The sequence below is a fragment of the Amphibiibacter pelophylacis genome, from assembly GCF_037688875.1.
Lineage (GTDB): Bacteria > Pseudomonadota > Gammaproteobacteria > Burkholderiales > Burkholderiaceae_C > Amphibiibacter > Amphibiibacter pelophylacis.
On record NZ_JAWDIE010000001.1, the window covers coordinates 96,444 to 113,672 of the forward strand.

At 64.0% G+C, this 17,229-nt stretch carries 14 protein-coding genes; 8 read left to right on the plus strand and 6 right to left on the minus strand.

Features of this window, described 5'->3' with window-relative positions; all coding sequences use genetic code 11:
- Positions 1-11: 11 nt before the first annotated feature.
- Positions 12-1,073: a LacI family DNA-binding transcriptional regulator gene (locus tag RV045_RS00455; RefSeq protein ID WP_423233787.1), complete on the minus strand. Its 1,062-nt coding sequence runs from the start codon at positions 1,071-1,073 to the stop codon at positions 12-14.
- 88 nt (positions 1,074-1,161) lie between these two features.
- Between RV045_RS00455 and RV045_RS00460 the strand changes: the two genes are divergently transcribed.
- From RV045_RS00460 to RV045_RS00470, 3 genes are read left to right on the plus strand one after another with little or no spacing between them, the layout of a single operon-like run.
- A complete protein-coding gene (locus RV045_RS00460) occupies positions 1,162-2,076 on the plus strand; it encodes a sugar phosphate isomerase/epimerase family protein (protein ID WP_423233788.1) in 915 nt (304 codons plus the stop codon).
- A complete protein-coding gene (locus RV045_RS00465) occupies positions 2,073-3,083 on the plus strand; it encodes a Gfo/Idh/MocA family oxidoreductase (RefSeq protein ID WP_423233789.1) in 1,011 nt (336 codons plus the stop codon). Before RV045_RS00460 ends, RV045_RS00465 begins: the two co-directional genes overlap by 4 nt.
- A 25-nt stretch (positions 3,084-3,108) precedes the next feature.
- Entirely contained in the window at positions 3,109-3,900 is a 792-nt protein-coding gene (locus RV045_RS00470) for a TIM barrel protein (RefSeq protein WP_423233790.1), read from the plus strand.
- Between the two features lie 4 nt (positions 3,901-3,904).
- Here the strand turns inward: RV045_RS00470 and RV045_RS00475 are convergent, their stop codons facing one another.
- Both RV045_RS00475 and RV045_RS00480 read right to left on the minus strand, forming a co-directional pair.
- Positions 3,905-5,077, minus strand: coding sequence for a Gfo/Idh/MocA family protein (locus RV045_RS00475; RefSeq protein ID WP_423233791.1), 1,173 nt, complete (start codon positions 5,075-5,077; stop codon positions 3,905-3,907).
- 11 nt (positions 5,078-5,088) lie between these two features.
- Entirely contained in the window at positions 5,089-6,015 is a 927-nt protein-coding gene (locus RV045_RS00480) for a TIM barrel protein (RefSeq protein ID WP_423233792.1), read from the minus strand.
- Positions 6,016-6,370: 355 nt separating this feature from the next.
- Between RV045_RS00480 and RV045_RS00485 the strand changes: the two genes are divergently transcribed.
- On the plus strand, positions 6,371-7,408 hold the full coding sequence (locus RV045_RS00485; protein WP_423233793.1) for a LacI family DNA-binding transcriptional regulator: 1,038 nt from the start codon (positions 6,371-6,373) through the stop codon (positions 7,406-7,408).
- A gap of 67 nt (positions 7,409-7,475) precedes the next feature.
- Here RV045_RS00485 and RV045_RS00490 read toward each other — a convergent pair whose 3' ends face one another.
- From RV045_RS00490 to RV045_RS00500, 3 genes are all read right to left on the minus strand, one after another.
- Positions 7,476-8,495, minus strand: a complete 1,020-nt coding sequence (locus tag RV045_RS00490; protein ID WP_423233794.1) for an ABC transporter permease — start codon at positions 8,493-8,495, stop codon at positions 7,476-7,478.
- Between the two features lie 17 nt (positions 8,496-8,512).
- Positions 8,513-10,051, minus strand: a complete 1,539-nt coding sequence (locus RV045_RS00495) for a sugar ABC transporter ATP-binding protein (protein ID WP_423233795.1) — start codon at positions 10,049-10,051, stop codon at positions 8,513-8,515.
- 71 nt (positions 10,052-10,122) lie between these two features.
- Complete coding sequence (locus RV045_RS00500; RefSeq protein WP_423233796.1) at positions 10,123-11,052, minus strand: sugar ABC transporter substrate-binding protein; 930 nt, start codon at positions 11,050-11,052, stop codon at positions 10,123-10,125.
- Positions 11,053-11,237: 185 nt separating this feature from the next.
- Between RV045_RS00500 and RV045_RS00505 the strand changes: the two genes are divergently transcribed.
- Genes RV045_RS00505 through iolB form a run of 4 tightly spaced genes read left to right on the plus strand, consistent with a single transcriptional unit; the run spans position 11,238 to position 16,907 of the window.
- Positions 11,238-13,184, plus strand: a complete 1,947-nt coding sequence (locus tag RV045_RS00505; RefSeq protein WP_423233797.1) for a bifunctional 5-dehydro-2-deoxygluconokinase/5-dehydro-2-deoxyphosphogluconate aldolase — start codon at positions 11,238-11,240, stop codon at positions 13,182-13,184.
- A 36-nt stretch (positions 13,185-13,220) separates the two neighbouring features.
- Positions 13,221-15,098: a 3D-(3,5/4)-trihydroxycyclohexane-1,2-dione acylhydrolase (decyclizing) gene (iolD, locus tag RV045_RS00510; RefSeq protein WP_423233798.1), complete on the plus strand. Its 1,878-nt coding sequence runs from the start codon at positions 13,221-13,223 to the stop codon at positions 15,096-15,098.
- Positions 15,099-15,124: 26 nt separating this feature from the next.
- Complete coding sequence (gene iolE / locus RV045_RS00515; RefSeq protein ID WP_423233799.1) at positions 15,125-16,051, plus strand: myo-inosose-2 dehydratase; 927 nt, start codon at positions 15,125-15,127, stop codon at positions 16,049-16,051.
- Between the two features lie 40 nt (positions 16,052-16,091).
- Complete coding sequence (gene iolB, locus RV045_RS00520) at positions 16,092-16,907, plus strand: 5-deoxy-glucuronate isomerase (protein WP_423233800.1); 816 nt, start codon at positions 16,092-16,094, stop codon at positions 16,905-16,907.
- Positions 16,908-17,229 lie beyond the last annotated feature (322 nt).

Genomic DNA, 17,229 nt, shown 5'->3' on the forward strand with positions numbered 1-17,229 from the left:
ACGTGTATTTTTTAATCAGGTCGTGGGCACTGATTCATGTTCTCGGCCAGATACAGACGGAATTCACCGGGACGTGCCGGTCCTGATGGTGCCGGGGAGAAGCCCAGGGCCGCGAGCATGTCCTGAAGGGCTCGAATGCCCTGGGTCTCGGGATCCTGGTCAATGACCACATCCAGCGCGCCTTGCAGAAGGTATTGGCGGTGATCGTCTGACAGCTCGTGTGTCACCCAGCAGATGTGCTGGTCTTGCGCGTGACGCTGCAGCGCAGCCACGATGCCCGGTGAGCCTGCCCCAGAGTTGTACAGCCCGACTACTACGCCGCGCCCTTTGGCCTGCAGGGCCCGGGTCACGGCCCAATAGCAGCGGTCGGGATCGTCATGGGTCTCGCTGGAATCCACATCGCACTGCAGGTGGGCAAAGCGCGCGTCCAGCACCGCGCGGCAGCCGCTGGTGCGCTCAATGTGGCCCAGGTAATCGCGGCGGCTGGATAGCAGCAGCACCCGGCCCGGGCGGTGACACAGCCGCCCCAGCAGCAGGCCGGCCGTGCGCCCCGCCGCCACGTTGTCGATGCCGACATAGCCTGCGCCGTCCAGACCGCTGACGCGGGTGACAGCCAGAGTGACATGCTCTCCCCGCGCCTGCGCCTGCTGCAGCGCAAGGCGCACTGCTGGGGTATCGGGCGCGGCAACGATCAGGCCGTGGCGGCGGTAGCGGCGCGGGGCAAGGGCGCTCAGCAGAGCCGCTTCGTCATCTTCTGGCGGGCTGATGCGGTGCACGACCAGGCGCCGGTCCAGCATGGCCGTGCCGCGCTGCATGGCCTGATTCAGACGCTGGAAGAAGGGCGAGCGGTTGTCGGGCAGCACGATGTCAACATGGATCAGTCCGTGGCGCGGATCGGGCAGCAGCCGGGGTATTCCAAGCTGCCGGGCGGCATCCAGCACTCGGGCGCGCGTGGACACAGAGGTGCTGTCCCGCTCGTTGAGTACGCGGTCCACGGTGGTCACGCTGACGCCCGCCAGTGCGGCGATCTCAATAAAGCGGGCGGTCTTTTTGCGGCGCTTGGTGTTTTCCATAAATTGACGATTTTTCGTCAATTATGGTGCAGGAGTCACAGGCTTCCGGCCCTACATTGATCTCCATTGCCTTACCTAGGAGACCCTCATGCGCATCGCCCTGGATCCTTTCATGCACCGTCATCTGAGCCTGGAGGAGCTGCCTTTCAAGGTGGCCGAACTGGGTTATGAGTGGATGGAGCTGTCGCCCCGGGGTGATTTTCTGGAGTGGTTCAAAGCTCCGCGCGTGTTTCCGGAGCGCGTGCGCCGCTTCAAAAAAGCGCTGAAGGACAGCGGGGTGAAGATTGCGTCCATCCTGCCCATGTATCGCTGGGCATCCAATAACGAGATCGAGCGTCTGGCCGCGGTCAGCCACTGGCAGCGAGCGCTGGAAATCTGCCAGGAGATGGAAGTCGACACGATGAACTCCGAGTTCGGCCGTGGCCCGCACCCGGACGGCGGATCGTGCTACTGCTGTCACACCGGCAGCATGATCGAGGCCTGCGAACACGCGTGGTGGCGGTCCATGGAAACGCTGGTCCCGCTTTTCGAGAAGGCGGGCGTCAACCTGCACATAGAGCCTCACCCCGAGGACTGGTGCGAGACGCTGCAGCCGGCCGTGGACATCATCCGCACCGTCAATAGCCCGCGGGTGAAGTTTCTGTACTGCGCACCGCACACCTATTACTTCGGCGACGACACCGCCGCCATGCTGCGCGAGTGCTCCGACGTGCTGGCCCATGTGCATGTGGGGGACACATTCAATCACCGGGCCTCCAGTGGGCTGCGCTACATCCTGAACCCACCCGGCACCCAGGCCCGCGTTCACCAGCACCTGAACATTGGGCAGGGGGAAGTGCCCTGGGATGCCTTCTTCGGCACGCTGGCCGAGATCGGCTTCGACGGCATCATGACCGCCTGCGTTTTTGCCTGGGAAGACCGGGCCGATGCTTCCGGCCGCTTTATGCGCAATGAAATGCAGCGCTACATCGACCAGTATTTTCACCAGGGAGTAAAACCATGACTTTGAATATCGGCGTCATTGGCTGCGGCATGATTGGCCGTGACCACACCCGGCGCATCCAGCAGGTACTCAGTGGCGCACAGGTCGTTGCTCTGAGCGACGTCAACCGGGCCAACGCGGAGACTGTGCGTCGCGATCTTGCCCCGGATGCCACCCTTTTCGACACCGGCGAGGCGTTGATCGCAGCGCCGGAGGTTCATGCGGTACTGGTCACTTCCTGGGGGGCGACTCACGAGCCCTATGTGCTGGCCGCCATCGCTGCGGGCAAGCCCGTATTCTGCGAAAAACCGCTGGCCACGACGTCCGAGGGAGCACGGCGCATTGTCGAAGCCGAAGTCGCTCATGGCAGCCGCCTGGTGCAGGTGGGGTTCATGCGCCGCTACGACGCAGGCTATATCGCTTTGAAAGCAGCCGTGCAGCAGCACACAGGCGCGCCCATCATGGTCCACGCTGCACACCGCAATCCGGCTGTTCCCGAGGCCTACGTCACGCCCATGGCCATCCATGACACGCTGATCCATGAGATCGACGTCTTCCGCTGGCTGCTGGATGACGATTACGTCTCGGCCCGCGTTCTCTACCCGCGCAAGGCTTCCCGCAGCCACAGCCAGCTGCGCGACCCGCAGGTCGTAGTGCTGGAAACGCAGAAAGGTGTTCTGATCGACGTCGAAGTCTTCGTCAACTGCGCCTACGGTTATGACATCCAGTGCGAAGTCGTGGGTGAAGAGGGCACCGCCCGCCTGCCTGAACCCATGGCCATCGATCTGCGCTTGGGCGCCCTGCGCCAGAACGCCATACTGACCGACTGGAAAGACCGCTTCGTTGCTAGCTACGACGTAGAGCTGAATGACTTCATTGCCGCGGCATCCAAAGGCGGTGCCACCGGCCCTAGCGCCTGGGACGGTTACGCCGCCGCAGTCACGTCTGACGCCTGCGTGCAGGCGCAGGAGAGCGATGGCCAGGCCGTGGCGATTGTCCTCCCGGTGCGTCCCGCGCTCTACAACTGATTCATCCCCCACCAGAAAGAATCCCATGCGCTTTTCCCTAAGCCATATCCTGGCGCCAAGCCAGTCTCCCGCCGAGTTCTTTGCCATGGCTCGCGCCCTGGGCATACGTGATGTCGAGATCCGCAACGACACACCCAATGTGGTCGGAACACTGGCGCCGGCTGATGTCAAGGCTGCCGCGCAGGTGGCCGAAGTGACCCTGCTGTCGATCAATGCGCTTTACCCCTTCAACGTGTGGAACGACGAGCGCCGTGCCCAGACCGAGAAGCTGGCCGATTACGCCGCCGCGTGTGGCGCGCAGGCGCTGGTCATGTGTCCTCTGAACGACGGCACGCCGGTTTCCCAGGCCGACGTGGTGAACGCACTCAAGGCCATCAAGCCCATTCTGGAGTCGCGCGGTATCAGCGGCCTGGTCGAGCCCTTGGGCTTTCCGGTGTCCTCCCTGCGCCGCAAGGCCGATGCCATCGCGGCGATCCAGGCAGCCGGTGGCGAAGGCCGATTCAAACTGGTGCACGACACCTTCCACCACCACCTGGCGGGCGAGACTGAATTCTTCCCCGCGTGGACCGGTCTGGTCCATATCTCCGGCGTAACCGACAAAGACGTGGCAGTCAGCGACATGCTGGACGCCCACCGCGTGCTGGTCGATGACCGCGACCGGCTCGGCAACGCTGAACAGATCCGTGCTCTGATCGCTGCCGGGTACAGTGGCCCCTTCAGCTTCGAACCCTTTGCTGCAGAAGTGCAGGAACTCGCTGACCCGCAGTCCGCGCTGGCTGACAGCATGGGCTGGCTGAGGGAGAGAGTGGCGGCGTAATGCCTCACCTGTAGTCCACCCAGGTCGCGCCCGCGTCGGCCGAGCGCACACAGTTTTCGACCCAGCGCACGCCTTCGATGCCGGCCTCGATTCCTGGGTAGTGCAGCTCGGCAAGGGCTGCCTTGTCGCCACGGTCGCTTGCCGCCATAGCCTGTGCGTAGCGCACATACAGGTTGGACCAGGCTTCGAACAGGCCTTCGGGGTGGCCTCCGCCGATGCGGTCGTCGGCCAGTGCACGAGGGTGCAGATAACCCATGCCGCGCTCCAGCACCTGCAGAGGCTTGCCCTGAACTTCGAAGGTCATCTGGTTGGGCCTTTCGTCCCACCACTCGATGCTGGCCTTGCTGCCGATCACGCGGATCTTCTGGCCATGCATGGAGCCGGCGTTGACCGCGCAGGACCACACATAACCCACCGCGCCGTTGTCGTACTCCATGATCGTGAAAGCATTGTCTTCCAGCGGCGCACGGCTCTTGACGAAGCTCTGGCGCGAACACATCAGGCGCTGGATCTTGAGCTGTGGCAGCATCACCTCGCTCAGATAGAGCGGATGCGTGCCGATGTCGCCCAGCACGTAGCTCGGACCAGCCATCTTCGGGTCCACGCGCCATTTCGTGGCGGGGTTGGCGGCTTCGACCGCTTCGTTGTGGAAACCGTGCGCGAACTGCATCTGCACGATGCGGATCTCGCCCAGCTCGTCGGCCGCGATCATCTCGCGTGCCTGTTCGATCAGCTGGTGGCCCGCGTAGCCATAGGTTACACCGACGACTTTGTTTTTTGTAGTGGCCAGCGCGCGCAGCTCTTCGGCCTCGGCCGTGGTGAAGCACAACGGTTTTTCGCAGACCACATGCTGGCCTGCTTCGAGCGCGGCCTTGCTGATAGCGAAGTGCGTGCCGTTGGGCGTGGCGATGGAGACGGCCCGAATGCCGTCCTGGCGCAGAGCTTCGGCCGCAAACATCGTCTTATAGTCGGCGTAACAGCGCTCGGCGTTTACACCGATGGCGACGCCGAAATCATGTCCGCGCTGGGCGTCGATGTCGAAGGCGCCGGCCACGAGCTTGAACACGCCGTCGCGTAGGGCCGCCGAACGGTGGATGTAGCCGATCTGGCTCTGGCGCCCGCCACCAACCATGGCCCAGGGGATGGCGACGGGGATGAGGTTTTCTCCGTTGATCATGATGAGCTCTTTCAGTTGAAACCCACACTGCGAAGGAAGTCCCGGCTGGCCCTGACGTCGTTCATGACCGAGCCCTTGTTGCACGGATCGCGCTCCTGCTCGACCGTGATGTAGCCCTGGTAGCCGATGTCGGCGAGCGTCTGGCGAATGCCGTCGTAGTTGAGAGCGCCTTGGCCGATGGGACACATCACGCCTTCGCCGCAGGCTTCAAAGAAGCGGATGCGTTTGGCCAGCACGGTGTCGAGGGCAGTGCGGTCAATGTCCTTGAAGTGCACGTAGTCGATGCGGTGCGCGTACTTGCGCAACCAGGTGGCGGGGTCCATTCCCGAGTAGTAACTGTGGCCGGTGTCGATGCACAGCCCGGCCACCTCGTGGGGGATATCCGCCATGATCCGGTCGATTTCGTCGGCGAATTCGATATATCCACCCGCATGCGGATGAATGACGCTGCGGATGCCGTAGGTCTGCCACGACAACTCAGCGATGTCGCGGATGTGGCCGACCAGAGTGTCCCACTGCCCGGTTGAGAGGCGCGGAGCGCGCTCACTATGGCCCGCGGCGTAGTCGCGTTCGTCGTGGCCCCAGTCCATTACCACCAGGTAGGGTGCGGCAAAGCGTTGACCTTCTTCGGTAGGCAGCTTGGGCAGCTGGCGGATCAGCGTGCAAATTTCATGTGTCTGGCGGATCAGGTTCTCGCCGTTGGAGGATGCCACCAGATCGTCAAAAATCGTGCCGGCCACAATGCGCAGGCCATGCTTGTCCAGCTCGGCCGAGACGGTGCCGATGTTCAGCGGCATATAGCCATAGGGGCCAAGTTCCAGCCCTTGGTAGCCGGCCTGGCTGGCCTCGCTCAGTACGCTGGTCCAGTGCGGCAGGTGTGGGTTCCTGACGTCGTCAACGCCCCAGCAGCAGGGCGCACTCATGATGTGGATGCTCATGGAAATTTCTGAAAAGGAAGGCGCTCGGCGGCGCGGAAATTTGTCAAGGGAGCGCAGCAATTCGGCACGCATCGCGGCCTTGCAACTTGAAATCAGTCATGCGCTCTTGGGTGGCCCGGGGCAGTTGTTCCAGGCTCAGGGGCCGGAACATGTACGGGTCAAGGGCGATTTCATGGGGATATCTCCTGCGGGTCGCGTCTATCATTACTCTGATGGTTTGTATGTCTCGGGCCAACCGTCGGCAGAGCATTCAGTCAGGTGCGAATTGTTGATTTTTAGCAGTTTAAAATCAACGATTTGGCTCCTTCGCATATCAGTGCGATCACGGCCAGACTGAAAATTTGATAGAACCATCATGAACAAGCCGCATAGCGCTGAGCCGACTATGGCCGACGTGGCCCGCGAGGCGGGCGTGGGCGTGGCCACGGTAGACCGCGTCATCAACCGGCGCGCGCCGGTTCGTCCCGACACCGCGCAGCGCGTGCTAGCGGCCGCCGAGGCTGTGGGCTTTCGCCGCGCGGGGCTGATCCGCCGACGTTTGGGCGAGCAGGCCCGCCCGCTCACGCTGGGTTTCGTGCTGCAGAGCGCGCATTCGCCCTTCTATCGGGCGCTGGGTGCTGCGCTGCGGGCGGCCGTGCGGGGTCTGCCCAAGCCCGGCGCCCAGCCCGTGCTGAGCTTTCTGGACGACCTGACACCACGCCGCGTGGCGCAGCGCCTCGCAGAGCTGGGCCAGATCTGCGACGCGGTGGCAGTGGTCGCGGCAGACCACCCGCAGATCACACAGGCCGTGGAGGCGGTGAGTGCTCGGGGCGTGCCAGTGTTCGCGCTGGTCTCGGACCTGACCGCGCCCTCTCTGGCCGGCTATGTAGGGGTGGACAACCGGAAAGTCGGCCAAACGGCAGCCTGGACCATGTCGCGCCTGTGCCGTCAGGGCAAGCTGGGGCTCATCCTTGGCAGTCACCGCTACCTGTGCCAGGAGCAGTGCGAGGTGAGCTTCCGCTCCTGGCTGCGCGAAAGCGCGCCGGGCTTTCAGGTGCTTGAATCCCTGGTCAGCCTCGAAGACGTGGGGCTGGCGCGCGCCACGACGCAGGAGCTGCTACATCTACACCCTGACTTGGTGGGTGTATACGTGGCCGGCGGCGGCGTGGAGGGCGTGATTGACGCACTGCGCGAGGCCGCGAGACCTGACCTGATTGTGGTCTGTCACGATCTCACCGAGGTGACTCGTCAGGCCATGCTGGACGGCTGCGTCACTGTGCTTCTCTCACACCCTTGTGAGTGGATGTCCACCCGCCTGTGCGAGGCCATGGCCGCCGCGGTGTGCGCGCCGCAGGCAGACAGCAGGCTGCAGGCAGCGCTGCCGTTTCTGGTTCACACCTTGGCCAACGTTTGACAGGCAGCGGCGAAAAAAAGAGTCGCCAAAAGGCGACTCTTAATTCAGTGAGGATAAAAGAGGAAACTCAGGCGCGACCTTTGCGGTTCCTGTACTGGTCCGCCACCACCGCTGCAACGATGATCACGCCCTTGACCATCTCCTGGTAGTAAGCGTCGATGCGGATGAATGTGAAGCCTGAGGTCATCACACCCAGGATGAGCACGCCGATCACGGTGCCGGTGATGCGGCCCTTGCCGCCCGCCAGCGAGGTGCCACCGATAACGACGGCCGCAATGGCGTCCAGCTCGTACATCACGCCCATGCTCGACTGGCCGGAAATGGCGCGCGCCGCAGTCACTGTGCCGGCAATACCGGCCAGCGTGCCTGCGATGGTGTAGATCCAGATGATGTGACGGTTGACGTTGATGCCCGAGACGATGGCTGCCTGCCGGTTGGCGCCAATGGCGTAAGTGAATTTGCCAAAGCGCGTGTAGCGCAGCACGATGTGGAAAATCACCGCCAGGATCAGGAAAAGGTAGACCGGATTTGCGCCGGAGCCTATCCACGCGAAGTTGTCGGTCAGCATGGACACGGGCATGCCGCCGGTGAACCATTTGGCAAAACCGCGTGCTGCGACCATTGTGCCCAGTGTGGCGATGAAAGCCGGGATGGCTGTGTAGGCGATCAGTGATCCGTTGATCAGGCCGACGATGAGGCCGATACCTGCTCCGGCCAGAATGGGCCACAGGATGGGCAGATTGGTCAACGCCGGGAACACCGCACGCGGGAAGTCCGATACCTGCGCGAGGCTAGCGGCAACCACAGCCGATGCCGCTACCACGGAGCCGGATGACAGATCAATGCCGCTGGTGATGATGACCAGGTTGACCCCGATAGCGATGATGCCGATCACGGCCATCTGCAGGATGATGATCTGAAGCCTCTCCGGGTTGAGCATGAAGCTCTGGCCGTTGAGCACCCAGCCTAGTACTTCAAACATCAGGCATATGCCCACCAGCACGGCAAAAATACTGGCCTCCTGCGGGATTTTGAATCGGGGGGCGGAGTTGAGTCCAGGGGCTACTTGGGCAACGTCATTGCTCATTGGAAAACCTCGTCGGGTTATCGGGAGGCCAGGTCCATCACGCTGACCTGGCTGGCTTCGGATCGGTCGAGAATGCCGGTGATGCGGCCCTGGTGCATGACGGCCACGCGGTCGCTCATGCCCAGGACTTCAGGCATTTCGGAGGAAATCATCAGAATGGCGACGCCTTGGCCGGCCAGTTCGGAGACCAGACGGTGGATTTCGGCCTTGGCACCGACATCAATGCCACGCGTGGGCTCGTCCAGAATCAGGATGGACGGTTGGGTCAGCAGCCAGCGCGCCACCAGCACTTTCTGCTGGTTGCCGCCCGACAGGTTCTGGATGGTTTCCTGCATGTCGGGTGTCTTGACGCGCAGCTTCTGGGACATCTCTGTGGCGTCGCGAGCTAACTGCGCCCCCTGGACAAAGCCCAGTGCGTTCACGTAGCGCTGGTTCAGTACCGCCATTTCCGTGTTGGTTTGTATGTCCAGACACAGGAAGCAGCCGGTGTCCTTGCGATCTTCGGTCAGGAAGGCCATGCCGTGATGCATGGCGGTTGCGGGCTTGTCAACGTTTACCGTCTGGCCCCGGATGCTGATCTGGCCGCTGGTTGCGGGAGTGACGCCAAATAATGTCTCGGCGACGTTGGACCGGCCTGAGCCAACCAGTCCAGCCAGCCCCAGGATTTCGCCTGCACGAATGTCAAATGAAACGTCTTCAAAGACCCCTTTCAGACCCAGATTTTTCACCGATAGAACCACGTCGCCGATGGGCACGGTTTCCTTGGGGAACATCTGTGTAATCTCGCGCCCGACCATCATCTTGATGATGTCGTCGCGAGTGACTTCACTGGAAGCGCAGGTGGCGATGTACTGGCCGTCGCGGAATACCGAGAACTCATCGGCGATTTCGAACAGCTCGTTCATCTTGTGCGTGATGTAGATGATGCCTTTGCCCTGTTCGCGCAGCTGTCGGATGATCCGAAAGAGGTGATCCACTTCTTTCTCGGTGAGCGCTGAAGTGGGTTCGTCCATGATGAGCACGTCCGAGTTCCACGACACAGCTTTGGCGATCTCCACCATCTGGCGCGCGGCCACGGACAGGGTCTGGATTTCTGCCAGCGGGTCGATGTCGATGTTCAGTCGTGCAAACAGTGTCTCGGTTTGCGCCTTTAGTGCGGCGTGATCGACAAAGCCGAAGCGGTTTTTGGGTTCGCGTGTGATCCAGACATTTTCGGCCACGGTCATGTGCGGCATCAGGTTGAGTTCCTGATGGATCATCGCGATGCCCTGACTGAGTGCGTCAATGGGCGAGCGCAGCACCACGGGCTGGCCTTTGAGCCTTATCTCGCCTTGATCGGGGATGTAAACGCCCGCGATGATTTTCATGAGCGTGGATTTGCCTGCGCCGTTCTCACCCATCAGGGCGTGGACGGTCCCGGCTTTCAAAGCGAACTGCACCTTGTCCAGCGCAACCACGCCAGGGAAGGTTTTGCGGATGCCACTGATCTCCAGCAGCGGGGCTGCCACATGGGTATGGCGTGAGGGAGGGGGCTCCAGGTGGGTGGCGGTGGACATAAAGCAGGCTCCAGACTGGGAAAGGGACGCAGGGCAGGCGCCAGACCCACCCCGCCGCGACAGTCCGGAGATCAGTTCTTGCCGGTGTACTTGCTCAGGTTCTCGGGCGTGACCAGCTCAAAAGGCACGTTGACAAAGCGGTCCACCGGCTGTTTCTTGGCCAGCTTGAGCGCCGAAATCACCGCGCCTGCGCCCTGTCCTGCGGCGTTCTGGAAAACGGTCACCTTCAGGTCGCCTGCTTTCATCGAAACCAGAGCGTCCGGTGTGGCATCAATGCCTGCCACGATGGTTGCTGGCGTCCACTTGCGACCGGCCTTGAGGGCGTTGATGGCGCCCAGAGCCATTTCATCGTTGTTGGCGATGATGGCGTCAAATTTCACGCCTGATGACAGCCAGTTGGTGGTGATGTCCTGGGCGCTGGTGCGGCTCCACTTGCCTTCGCGCTTGTCGACGATCTTCAGGCCCGAACATTCCTTGGTTGCCACAACGTCTTCAATATCTTTGCTGCGGGTGCGCGCTGCTTCGTTGGACAGGTCGCCCATCAGTACGAGCAGGTCGCCTTTGCCTTTAAGCAGTTTGCAGACTTGCTGGGTCTGCAATGTGCCGGAGACCTTCTCGTCTGAGGCGACAAAGGCCACACCAGCAGGCAGCTTCTCAAAATCGACCGGCTTGCGATTGACGTAGACCAGAGGAATTTTCGCGTCCGTGACCATTTTGGTGATCTTGGGCGTGACGTCCGTGTCCACCGGATTGACGATGATGGCATCGACCTTTTCGGCAATGAAGTTCTGGATCTGGCTGAGCTGTTTGCCCACATCCGCTTGAGCGTCCTCAACTTGCACAGTAGCGCCCTGTTTTTTCGCGGCGTCCAAAGTGCCATTCTTGAGTAGAGTCAAAAAGGTGTCCAGCTCGGCCATGGCCAGACCAATTTTCTCGGCGTGAGCCGCCAGCGGACTCAGAAGGGCGGCGGTGGCGGCGGAGGCAAGAATCAGTTTTTTCATTACGGTCTCCAAGGGTGTGTATGTCGGTTTTGCGCTCATCGAAAGGCATGGACAGATGACAAGACAGATTATGGGTTCTTGTTGAAAAAATTTTCTAAGTGTTTTTACTAAGAAAATTTTATTTCTTTTCTGATGCGTTTGTCCTAGACTGCCACCCCATCTGCCCCAGAGCGAGCGCCAGTTCGATGCCTAAACTCCGATTCCCCACCAACCGCACCCACGACCTCGCCTGCCTCGGCCGCCTGGCCGTAGACCTTTACGCCCAGCAGTTCGGCAGTGGCCTGGAAGACGCGCGCACGCTGTCCAAAACATTGGGCGGCAGTTCGGGCAACCTGGCGTTTGGCGTGGCGCGGCTGGGGGGCAGGAGTGCGATGATTTCGCGCGTCGGCGACGAGCAGATGGGCCGCTTTCTGCTGCAGACGCTGCAGGCCGAGGGCTGCGACACCCGCCAGGTGCAGATTGATCCGGATCGCCTCACCGGCCTCGTGCTGCTGGGCCTGAAAGACCGCGACACCTTCCCGCTGCTTTTTGTGCGCGAAAACTGTGCCGACATGGCGCTGGACGCTGCGCAGATCAGCGAAGACTTCATCGCCGGATGCCGCGCACTGGCCATCACTGGCACGCACCTGTCCACCGACGGCACGCGCGCCGCCGCCCACCGTGCGCTCGAATTCGCCCGCCGCCACGGCGCGGTGACGGTGCTGGACATCGATTACCGGCCCGTGCTGTGGGGCCTGACCGGGCGCGGCGCGGGCGAGAATCGCTTCGTGGACAACGCGGCGGTGACGCGCCAGCTGCAGGCGTCGCTGCCGCTCTTTGATCTGCTGGTCGGCACCGAGGAAGAGTTTTTCATCGCGGGCGGCGTGGCGCACGATCTGGTCGCCAGCCTGCGCGCCGTGCGTGCCATTTGCCCTGAAGCGACGCTGGTGGTCAAGCGCGGGCCGCTGGGCTGCTGCGTCATCGAGGGCGAGATTCCGCACGACATCGCCGACGTGCCGACCTATCCGGGCGAGCGCGTCGAGGTGCTCAATGTGCTGGGCGCGGGCGACGCTTTCCTGTCCGGCCTGCTGGCCAGCCTGCTGCAGGGCAAGGACTGGCCCGAAGCCACGCGCGTGGCCAACGCCTGCGGCGCCATCGTGGTGTCGCGCCACGCCTGCTCGGCCGCCATGCCCACGCCCGACGAGCTGGCGCACTGGTTCAGCGGCCAGCGCAACCCGAAAGTCGATGCGGACAAAACGCTTTCGCACCTGCACCGCGTCAGCGCGGCGCGGCCGGTCTGGGACGATCTGTGCGTCATGGCTTTTGACCACCGCGCGCAGTTTTACGACCTGGCGCGCAGCGCGGGCGCCAGCGAGGCGCGCATTCCCGCGCTCAAGCAGTGCCTGGTCCGCGCCGCCGAACAGGTCGAGACCAGCCACGGCCTGCAGGGCCATATGGGCGTGCTGATCGACGGCGGCGATTACGGCCGCGACGCCCTGGCCAGCGCCACCGGGCGCGGCTGGTGGGTGGGCCGCCCCATCGAGCGCCCCGGATCGCGTCCGCTGCGTTTTGACGGCACGCGCTCGGTGGGCAGCGCGCTGGTGCAGTGGCCGACCGAGCAGGTGCTCAAATGCCTGGTTCACTATCACCCGGACGACGACATCGCCCTGCGCCTGGAGCAGGAAGCGCGCGTTCTCGAGCTGTGGGAAGCCACGCGCGCCAGCGGCCACGAGCTGCTGCTGGAACTGATCCCGCCCCCGGCCCTGACGCCAGACGGCACGGCCGACGAGGCCGTGCTGCGCGCCGTGCAGCGCTTTTACAACCTGGGCGTGCGCCCGGAGTGGTGGAAGTTGGCGCCCATGCAGCCGGCCGGCTGGCAGGCGCTTGCCGACAAGGTGGCGCGGCACGATCCGCACTGCCGGGGCGCGGTCATCCTGGGGCTGAACCAGCCGCTGGATTTTCTGGTGAACAGCTTCACGCAGGCCACCAACCCCATCGTCAAAGGCTTTATGGTCGGGCGTACGCTGTGGGCCGAGCCTGCGCAGCAGTGGCTGGCGGGCGAGATCGGCGACGATGCGCTGATCCAGGCCGTGGCCGCGCGTTTTGCCGTGCTGGTCGACGCCTGGCGCGCCCGCCGCAGCCGCAGCGCCTGAACGCCCCCCGCTGGCCGACCTGAAGGAGATCCTGACATGACGACCCAAAGACTGACGATGGCGCAGGCGCTGGTCCAGCACCTGGCTGCGCTGCGCATCGAAACCCACGACGGCCGCGTGCTGCCCTACTGCGGCGGCGTGTTTGGCATTTTTGGCCACGGCAACGTGGCGGGCATGGGCGAGGCCCTGGCGGCGCAGCGTGATCACCCGGCGCACCCGCTGCCCACCTACCGCGCCCACAACGAGCAGACCATGGCGCACGCCGCCATCGCCTACAGCAAGGCGAGTTTTCGCGAGCGCATCATGGCCGTCAGCACCAGCATCGGCCCGGGCGCGACCAACCTGGTCACGGCGGCGGCGGTGGCGCATGTCAACCGCCTGCCCGTGCTGCTGCTGCCAGGCGATGTGTTCGCCACGCGGCGGCCCGATCCGGTGCTGCAGCAGATCGAGCATTTCGGCCAGGGCGATGTCAGCGCCAACGACTGCTTCCGCCCCGTGGTGCGCTATTTCGACCGCCTGACCCGCCCCGAGCAGATCCTGACCGCGCTGCCCCGCGCCATTCAGGTGATGACCGACCCGGCTGCTTGCGGCCCCGTTTGTCTGGCGCTGCCGCAGGACGTGCAGACCATGGCCTTCGATTGCCCGGACAGCTTCCTGGCCCCCGAGGTGCTGCGCTTTCGTCGCCCGCCCGCCGATGCGGCCGAGCTTCAGCGCGCGGCCGAACTGCTGCGCGGCGCCAGGCGGCCGCTGTTGGTGGCGGGCGGCGGCGTGCTCTACAGCCAGGCTTGGGACGCGCTGCGTGCCTTCGCCGAGGCGCACGGCGTGCCGGTGGTGGAATCGCACGGCGGCAAGAGCAGCCTGCCCTGGGATCACCCGCTGAACCTGGGCGCCATCGGGGTGGACGGCGTCTCGGGCGCTAACGATCTGGCGCGTCAGGCTGACGTGATATTCGCCGTGGGCACGCGGCTGCAGGATTTCACCACCGGCTCGCACGCGCTTTTCGGGCAGGCGGCGCTGCTGGGCCTGAACGTCCAGCCCTACGACGCGGCCAAATGGAGCGGCCAGGCGCTGGTCGCCGACGCCCGCACCGGGCTGGAGCAGCTGCAGCCGCTGCTGCAGGGCTGGACGGCCGACGCCGCCTGGACGGCTCAGGCCAAAGCCAGCGCAGCGGCCACGAACCAGCGCATCAGCGCCATCACCACGAATGTCCCGCAGGACACGCTGCCCTACGACGCCGAAGTGATCGGTGCGGTGCGCGATTCGGCCACCGAACTGGGTCTGGACAGCGCCACCCACGACGTCGCCCTGTGCGCCGCGGGCACGCTGCCCGCCGAGCTGCACAAGCTGTGGCGCGCCGCCCGCCCGGGCAATTACCACATGGAATATGGCTACTCGTGCATGGGCTATGAGGTGGCGGGGGGCCTGGGCGTCAAACTGGCGCGGCCCGATCAGGAATCGATTGTTTTCGTGGGCGATGGCTCTTACCTGATGGCCAACTCGGAGCTGGCGACCTCGGTGCTGCTGGGCCGCAAGATGATCGTGGTGATCCTGGACAACCGGGGCTACGGCTGCATCCAGCGCCTGCAGACGGCGACGGGCAGCCCGGCGTTCAACAACATGCTGGACGACTGCATCGCGCCGGGCGGCGAGGCCAGCCGCATCGACTTTGCCCTGCACGCCCGCGCGCTGGGCGCCGATGCGGTGCATGTCAAAGACGTGACCGGGCTGAAGGTCGCCATGGTCCAGGCGCGGCAGGCGACGCGCACCCAGGTTCTCGTCATCGACACCACGCACACACGCACCACCGACGGCGGCTGCTGGTGGGAGGTGGCGATCCCGGAAGTCTCGGCCCGCGAGGCCGTGCGCCAGGCGCGCAGCGATTACGAACACGCGCAGCAGCAGCAGCGGCTGTGATTTCTCCCTTGCACTGAAAGAACCCCATGAGCTGGAACGTCCGCATCGGCATCAACCCCATTTCCTGGTTCAACGACGACATGCCCTCGCTGGGCGGCGATACGCCCCTGGAAACCGCGCTGCGCGAAGGCCGCGAGATCGGCTACGAGGGCTTCGAGCTGGGCAACAAATTCCCCAAGGACGGCCCTGGCCTGAAGGCCAAGCTGGACGAGTTCGGCCTGGCCTGCGTGTCGGGCTGGTATTCGGGCTTTCTGGCCGAAGTGCCCGAGGGACTGAGCGACGACGAGGCCGTGGCCGCTGAAACCGTGCGCTGCCGCGAGCACATGGCCAAGCTGCAGTACAACGGCGTGCGCGTGGTGGTTTACGGCGAGTGCGCGGGCACCGTCCAGGGCCAGATCGACACGCCCGTGTCGCACCGCCCGCAGTTTGGCAGCGACGCCGACTGGCAGGCCTACGCCCGCCGCCTGAACGCTTTCGGGCAGCACCTGATCGACACCTACGGCATCCGCCTGGCCTACCACCACCACATGGGCGCTTATGTGGAATCGCCCGCCGACGTGGACAAGCTGATGGCGCTGACCGATCCGGCCCAGGTTTTTCTGCTGTTCGACACGGGCCACGCCTGGTTTGGCGGTGCCAGTGACCCGGTGGCGCTGCTGAAAAAACACGTTCACCGCGTGATCCACGTGCACTGCAAGGATGTCCGCACCGCCGTGATTGCGCAGGCGCGCAACGAGGGCTGGAGCTTTCTGAACGGCGTGCTGAACGGCACCTTCACCGTGCCGGGCGACGGCTGCATCGACTACGCGGGCGCGCTGCAGGTGCTCAAGGACGCGGGCTACGAGGGCTGGCTGGTGGTCGAGGCCGAACAGGATCCGGCCGTCGCGCCCAGCTACGCTTACGCCAAAAAAGGCTACGACACGCTGCGCGCTCTGGTCGATGGCCTGAACTGAACCGACCTCATCTGATCTGATTTCTGACAAGGACCGCGCCATGACCAGCCCCCTGCTTGCCAAAGCCGCCGCCAGCGGCCGCGAAATCGTCAACGTCACACCCGAACGCGCCGGATGGACGCATGTGGGCTTTCGCGCCCTGCGCCTGACAGCGGGCGAGACCGAGCGCCTCGAAACCGGCACGCGCGAACTCTGCCTGGTCGTGCTGACCGGCACGGTGGACGTGACGGTTGATGGCCAGACGCACAAGGCCCTGGGCCAGCGCGACAGCGTGTTTGACGAGGTCTCGCCCGCCGCCGTTTACGTGCCTGCAGGCCACACGCTGAAGGTGACCGCACAGCGCGATGCTGAAATCGGTCTGTGCAGCGCCCCCGGCGGCGCGGATGCGGGGCAGCGCGCCGTACGCGTGATCGACCCGGCCACGATGCGGCGCAGCGTGCGCGGCCAGGGCACGAACACGCGCTACATCTGCGACATCCTGCCGCACGACGATCCTACCGCCGCGCACCTGCTGGTCGTCGAGGTCATCACCCCGGCCAGCCACAGCAGCAGCTACCCGCCGCACAAGCACGACGTCGAGAACCCGCCCACCGAGACGCAGCTCGAAGAAACCTACTACCACCGCCTGAACCCGCCCCAGGGCTTCGCTTTCCAGCGCGTCTACACCGACGACCGCAGCCTGGACGAAGCCTGCGCGGTCGAGAACCACGACGTGGTCATGGTGCCGCGCGGCTACCACCCCGTCGTCGTGCCGCACGGCTACGACGGCTACTACCTCAACGTCATGGCCGGCCCGAAGCGCTTCTGGGTCTTCAAAAACGATCCGGCGCACGAGTGGATGCTGGCCAAGGGGTGATGGATGCACAGGAGGTTCACAATGGCAACGTTTCCTGAAATCGACAACTCGCCCAGAGGCAGCGTCGAGCAGCAGGCTGTTCGCGTACAAGCCCGCGGGAGTTTCCACAAGGAGGCCCAGGCCTCATGGATGGCCTACCGGGAAACTGGCCGCCACCTGACCGGCCAGGAAGTCCAAACCTGGCTGAGCACATGGGGCACTCCCGACGAGAGTGCGGTGCCTGAGTGCCACGGATAATCCTCACCGAAGGCACATCGCAAGGTTGGATGCTGGCTAAACCTTGACCCGCAAATCCCCCCAGTCTCAACACAAAGCCCCGCGA